Origin of the sequence: Streptomyces sp. NP-1717, assembly GCF_022695985.1 — a bacterium.
Classification (GTDB): domain Bacteria; phylum Actinomycetota; class Actinomycetes; order Streptomycetales; family Streptomycetaceae; genus Streptomyces.
The window spans coordinates 1-4736 of the sequence record NZ_JAAPBF010000353.1; the positions used below are offsets into that span (position 1 = coordinate 1).

General features: G+C 71.8%; 4 protein-coding genes. 1 reads left to right on the forward strand and 3 read right to left on the reverse strand.

The window, feature by feature from the left end; all coding sequences use genetic code 11:
• From GXP76_RS34080 to GXP76_RS34090, 3 genes are all read right to left on the reverse strand, one after another.
• A partial coding sequence (locus tag GXP76_RS34080; protein ID WP_242575491.1) for an MFS transporter occupies window positions 1-711 on the reverse strand: 711 nt, incomplete at its 3' end.
• 392 nt (window positions 712-1103) lie between these two features.
• Window positions 1104-2579 (reverse strand): 4-hydroxyphenylacetate 3-hydroxylase family protein, encoded by a 1476-nt coding sequence (locus GXP76_RS34085; protein WP_242575492.1) that lies wholly within the window; start codon window positions 2577-2579, stop codon window positions 1104-1106.
• A gap of 193 nt (window positions 2580-2772) precedes the next feature.
• On the reverse strand, window positions 2773-3738 hold the full coding sequence (locus GXP76_RS34090) for an AraC family transcriptional regulator (RefSeq protein WP_242575493.1): 966 nt from the start codon (window positions 3736-3738) through the stop codon (window positions 2773-2775).
• 119 nt (window positions 3739-3857) lie between these two features.
• Here GXP76_RS34090 and GXP76_RS34095 point away from each other — a divergent pair.
• Window positions 3858-4736 (forward strand): SDR family oxidoreductase (locus GXP76_RS34095; RefSeq protein ID WP_242575494.1); only part of this gene is annotated, 879 nt, incomplete at its 3' end.

The window sequence follows — 4736 nt, forward strand, 5'->3', positions numbered from 1 at the left end:
GAGGAGTACGAGCCCGGCGGCGAGCGCGCCGAGGGTCCGCGCGCCGGTCCAGCCGGCCTCGCCCGCGCCGACGAGGCCGAACGCGACGAGCCCGAGACCGGCCGTCGCGGTGAGCGCGCCGCCGATGTCGAAGCCGCGTTCGGCGCTGCGGGTGTTGCCGTCGAGGAGCCGCGGCGCGAGGACGGCGAGGACGAGCGCGCCGAGGACGTTCAGCCAGAAGGTGGAACGCCAGCCGAGGAGGTCGGTGAGTACGCCTCCGAGTACGGTGCCGAGGACGCCCCCGAGCCCGCCCATCGCCGCGAAGGCGCCGAGGGCCTTGTGGCGGTCGGGGCCGTCGGGGAACAGGTTCAGCAGCAGGGCGAAGGCGGCAGCGGCGGCGAGCGCGGCCCCGACGCCCTGGACGGCGCGCGCCGCGACGAGCACCCCGACGGATCCGGCGACCCCGCCGGCGGCGGAGGCGACACCGAGCACCCCGAGCCCGCCGAGGAACACATTGCGGTGCCCGAGCAGATCGGCGGTCCGCCCGCCGAGGAGCAGCAGCCCGCCGAAGGTGATCAGAAACGCGTTGGCGACCCAGGACAGCCCGGCGGACCCGGACCCGAGATCCTGCCCGACGGACGGCAGGGCGACGTTGATGATGGCGGTGTCCATGATGAGCAGCAACTGCGTACCCGCGAGCAGAGCGAGCGCGCTCTTCCCACCCCGCCCCACCCGCCCACGGGATTCCGGCGCCACGGGGCCGGGGGCGCGAAACCCCGGGACGCCGGAAGACTCTGTCCCACCGGGCACCGACTCGACGGCCCCGACGACCTCGCCCGAGCCGGCAGCGGGGGCACGACCCGCGCCCCCACCGGACCCGGCCGAAACGCCGGCGCCGTGCACGGACTCCACGGGGCCGGTCGAACCGGCCGTGCCCAAGGCCCCGGCCACGCCGGCTGGACCGTCGCGGCCGTCCACCGGGCCGGTTGAATCGGCGAAGCCAGGAGGACGGGACGGGCCGTCAGGACCGGCTCCCCGGCCGAGACCGGCCACACCGGAAGGCGCCGTGCCGACGGGCGGCAGCCTGTCGGTGGCGGGCTCTCGGTCGTCGTCCCGGGTGTCCGTCACCGGGTGTCCGGGCCCTCGGGCTCACCGCCGAGCGTGTAGCCGTCGAGGCAGGCCTGGGCCAGCTGTTCGCAGGACGCCGTGTCGCCCTCCCACGCCTGCTGCATCAGATAGACGTGCGGCGCCCCGTGATAGAAGCGCTCGTACTGCTCGTGACGGGAGGCGAACTCCGAACCCAGCGCGTCCCAGGCCAGCTTCAGCAGTTTGATCCGGCCCTCGGACGACTGCCCGGGCGCACTCATGTAGCGCCGTACCAGCGGGCCCAGCTCCGGGTGGAGCAAGTCCTCGCCGGACGCGGGCAGTTGGATCACCCCGCCGCCCGCGAGGAGTTTGATCTCCTGCACCGCCTGCGGATACAGCTCGCCCGCCATGATGCGCTGGGCGAAGGAGATGTCCTTGCCGGGCATCACTCCGCCGCGCCCGCCGTCGACCTCCACGTGGCTCGCCTCCGCCGCCAGCACGAACGCCTTCGCCTGGGCTACCTTGCCCAGCAGCCGGCCGATGGCCTGGGTGACGGGCGGCAGTTCGTACGTCCCGTTGGACTTCGTCAGCAGGATCGCCAGCCCGGCGAGGAATTCGAGCTTGGTCCAGAAGCGCGTCGCGGCCTGGTGCACGAAGTTCACATACGCCGGTGTCCGCCACCACATCGCGAAACTCGCGTCGACGTTCCGGTACGTGAGCACGTTCTCCCACGGGACGAAGACGTCGTCGCAGACGAGCAGCGCGTCGTTCTCGTCGAACCGCGACGACAGCGGGTTGTCGAAGACGCTCCGCGCCCGGCCCTCGTACGAGACGCGCGAGACGAAGCTGAGACCCGGCGTGTCGATGGGTATCGAGAAGCAGACCGCGCGGTCCACGTCGCGCGGCGCGAGCGGCTCGATCGTCCCGACGATGACCTCGTTGCCGAAGACCGCCGCCGTGCCGATCATCTTCGCGCCGCGTACGACGATCCCGCCGTCCTTCTCGGCGACCACTCGCACCACCGGGTCGTCCTCCGCCGTGCCGCCCGCCGCGTCGAACGGGGTGCGCGATCCCTGCGGGTTGGTGATCGTGAAGGTCGGGTACAGGTCGCCGTCGGCGAGCCGCCGGTGGTACGCGAGCGCGTTCGCCGCGCCGTCGAACCCGTCGGTGGTGAAGACTTCCGGCGCCGCGGCGAATCCGGCCGCGCCGCCCGCCATGTAGTCCGGCGTGCGCCCCAGGAAGCCGAAGCCGGCCTCGGCCCACACCTTGTACGCCTGCCGCCGCGCGACCAGGTCCTCGTATCCGCGCGGCACGGCGAACGCGCGGTGCGCGCCGTCGCGCGTGAGGACCGGCGTGTGCGCGGAGTCGTGCGCGAGGTCGTAGAGCCGGGCGATGGATCCCGCGGTGTTGCGGAACGCCGGATGCCGCGTGATGTCCTCGACCCGCTCGCCGTCCAGCCATATCGAACGGCCGTCGCGCAACGACTCCAAATACTCCTGACCCGACCTGGTCAACACTTCTCCTCATACGGAATGCGGAATACGGATCAAAACGAATCGTGCGACGGACGAGACACACGAGGCACACCGAGCACAAACGGAACGGCACCCCCACACGTTGAGAGCCTTTCCTGGCGCAAGCACGATCAGCAATGAACGACCGTCCAGCGGTCCTTAATAACCGGCCAGAACGCGACCTCGGCGCGCCCTACGCGGCGGGCACCGCACCGCTGCGGTACTCGCCCGGCGTCCTGTCGAACCACTTGCGAAACGCAAGATGGAAACCGACCGCGCTCCGGTAGCCCACCCGCTGCGGCACCGCCGACTGCGGCAGCGACGTCTCCCCCAACAGCCGTGCCGCCTCCTGCATCCGACGTCCCGTCAGGTGCCGTGCCGGGGCCTCCCCCACCAGTTCGCGGAAGGCCGCGGTAAAGGCCGACCTGGACATGCCGACCTCACGCGCCAGCGACTCGATGGTCCACGGCTCGGCGAACCGCGTCGCGATGATCACCATCGCCCTGCTGATCCCCGGATGGTTCAGGACGGGCAGCGACGCCGGGTTGTCCGCGATCTCGCGCAGCAGCGGCCGCAGCGCCAGGACCAGCGCCATCTCGAAGGCGCGCAGCGTGATGAGACGGTCGCCGGGGCCGACGGGGCGCTGTGTCGAGGCGAGCAGCCGCAGCGTGTCGCGGAGCAGCGGCTCGTTGTCCACCTGAGTGCGGTCGAGGACCAGCGCCCACGGCAGCGCCGAGTACAGGCCGGTGGCGGCGCTCGCGTCGTAGTGCAGTCCGGCGCAGAGCAGCCGGCTCTCCGGCCCGCCGCCCTCGATCTTCAGCTCACCGGAGGTTCCGGGCAGCCGCTCGGGCAGTACGGCGCCGAGGCGCAGTCCGCCGCCCCGGTCCGCCCGGTCGGCGATGCGGTGCGCGGTGCCGGTCGGGAAGACGGCGAGATCGCCTTCGCGAAGTTCCACCGGCGTCTGGCCCTCGCCGCTGACCCAGCAGCCGCCCTGGACGATGTAGTGGAGGATCGCGCAGCTCTGCTCGGCGTCGCCCTCGATGGCCCACGGCGCACTGACGTGCCAACGGCTGTCGAAGACCCCCGTGAGCCGGAGCGGCTTCAGCAGCTCGCTCAGGAGATCGTCACTTTCGGTCTGGATGGGCTCCATCGGTTCCATGGACGATCCTTCAACCCCCGCCCCGGTTTGTTAATTGATCGGCCGAAGCCGCCGCCACCAGCCTTGTGAGAGAGCCGTCATCGACAGCAGACCCACCCTACCGAAGGGCCTTCAGACACATGTCCGATCAGATTCCGATGCGCGTCGCCGTCGTGGGGGCGACGGGCTTCCAGGGCGGTGCCGTGGCCCGTCTGCTGGCCGAACGCGGACAGCGGGTCCGTACGCTCACACGCGCCGCCGAGGCGGACCGGCCGCCGCTGCGCGGCGCCTCGTTCGTGGGCGGTGACCTGGCCGATCCCGCCGATGTGCGGCGGCTGATGCAGGGTGCGACGCACGCCTCCGTGATGATGCCGCTGGTGTACGGGACGGAGCAGGTACGGCGGTACGCCCGTAATATCGCCACCGCCGCGCGCGAGACCGGGATCCAGCGCATCGTCTACAACGCCAACACGCGTATCCCCGCGCAGTCGACGAACGTCGCCGCCTTCGAGACGCGCCGGATCGCCGAGGAGGAACTGCGGGCGAGCGGTGTGCCGTTGGTGGTGCTGAGGCCGCCGGTCTATCTGGACAACCTGTTCAGTCCGTGGAACGGCCCGGCGCTGGTCACCGAGGGCGTACTGGCCTATCCGCTGCCCGCGGGCACCACCGCCGCCTGGATCTCGCACCGGGACCTGGCGGAGGCGGTCTTCGCCGCGCTCACCGTGGACGGCGTGGAGGGCGAGACCTTCGACATCGGCGGGAGCGAGTCGCTGACCGGCGACGAACTGGCCTCGGCGTTCGCGACCGGACTCGGCCGCGAGGTGCGGTACCTGCCGCTGCCCCCGACGGTGTTCGAGCAGGCGCTGTCCCAGGTCGCCGGGGCCGAGGCGGCGGCCGGCGTCGCGGGCATCTACCACTACATGGCGACGGGCACCGATCCGCTGCTGATGGCGGGCGACGGCGGCCGGGCGGCGGACGCGCTCGCCGTGAAGCCGGCGCCCGTGGACGAGTGGGTGACG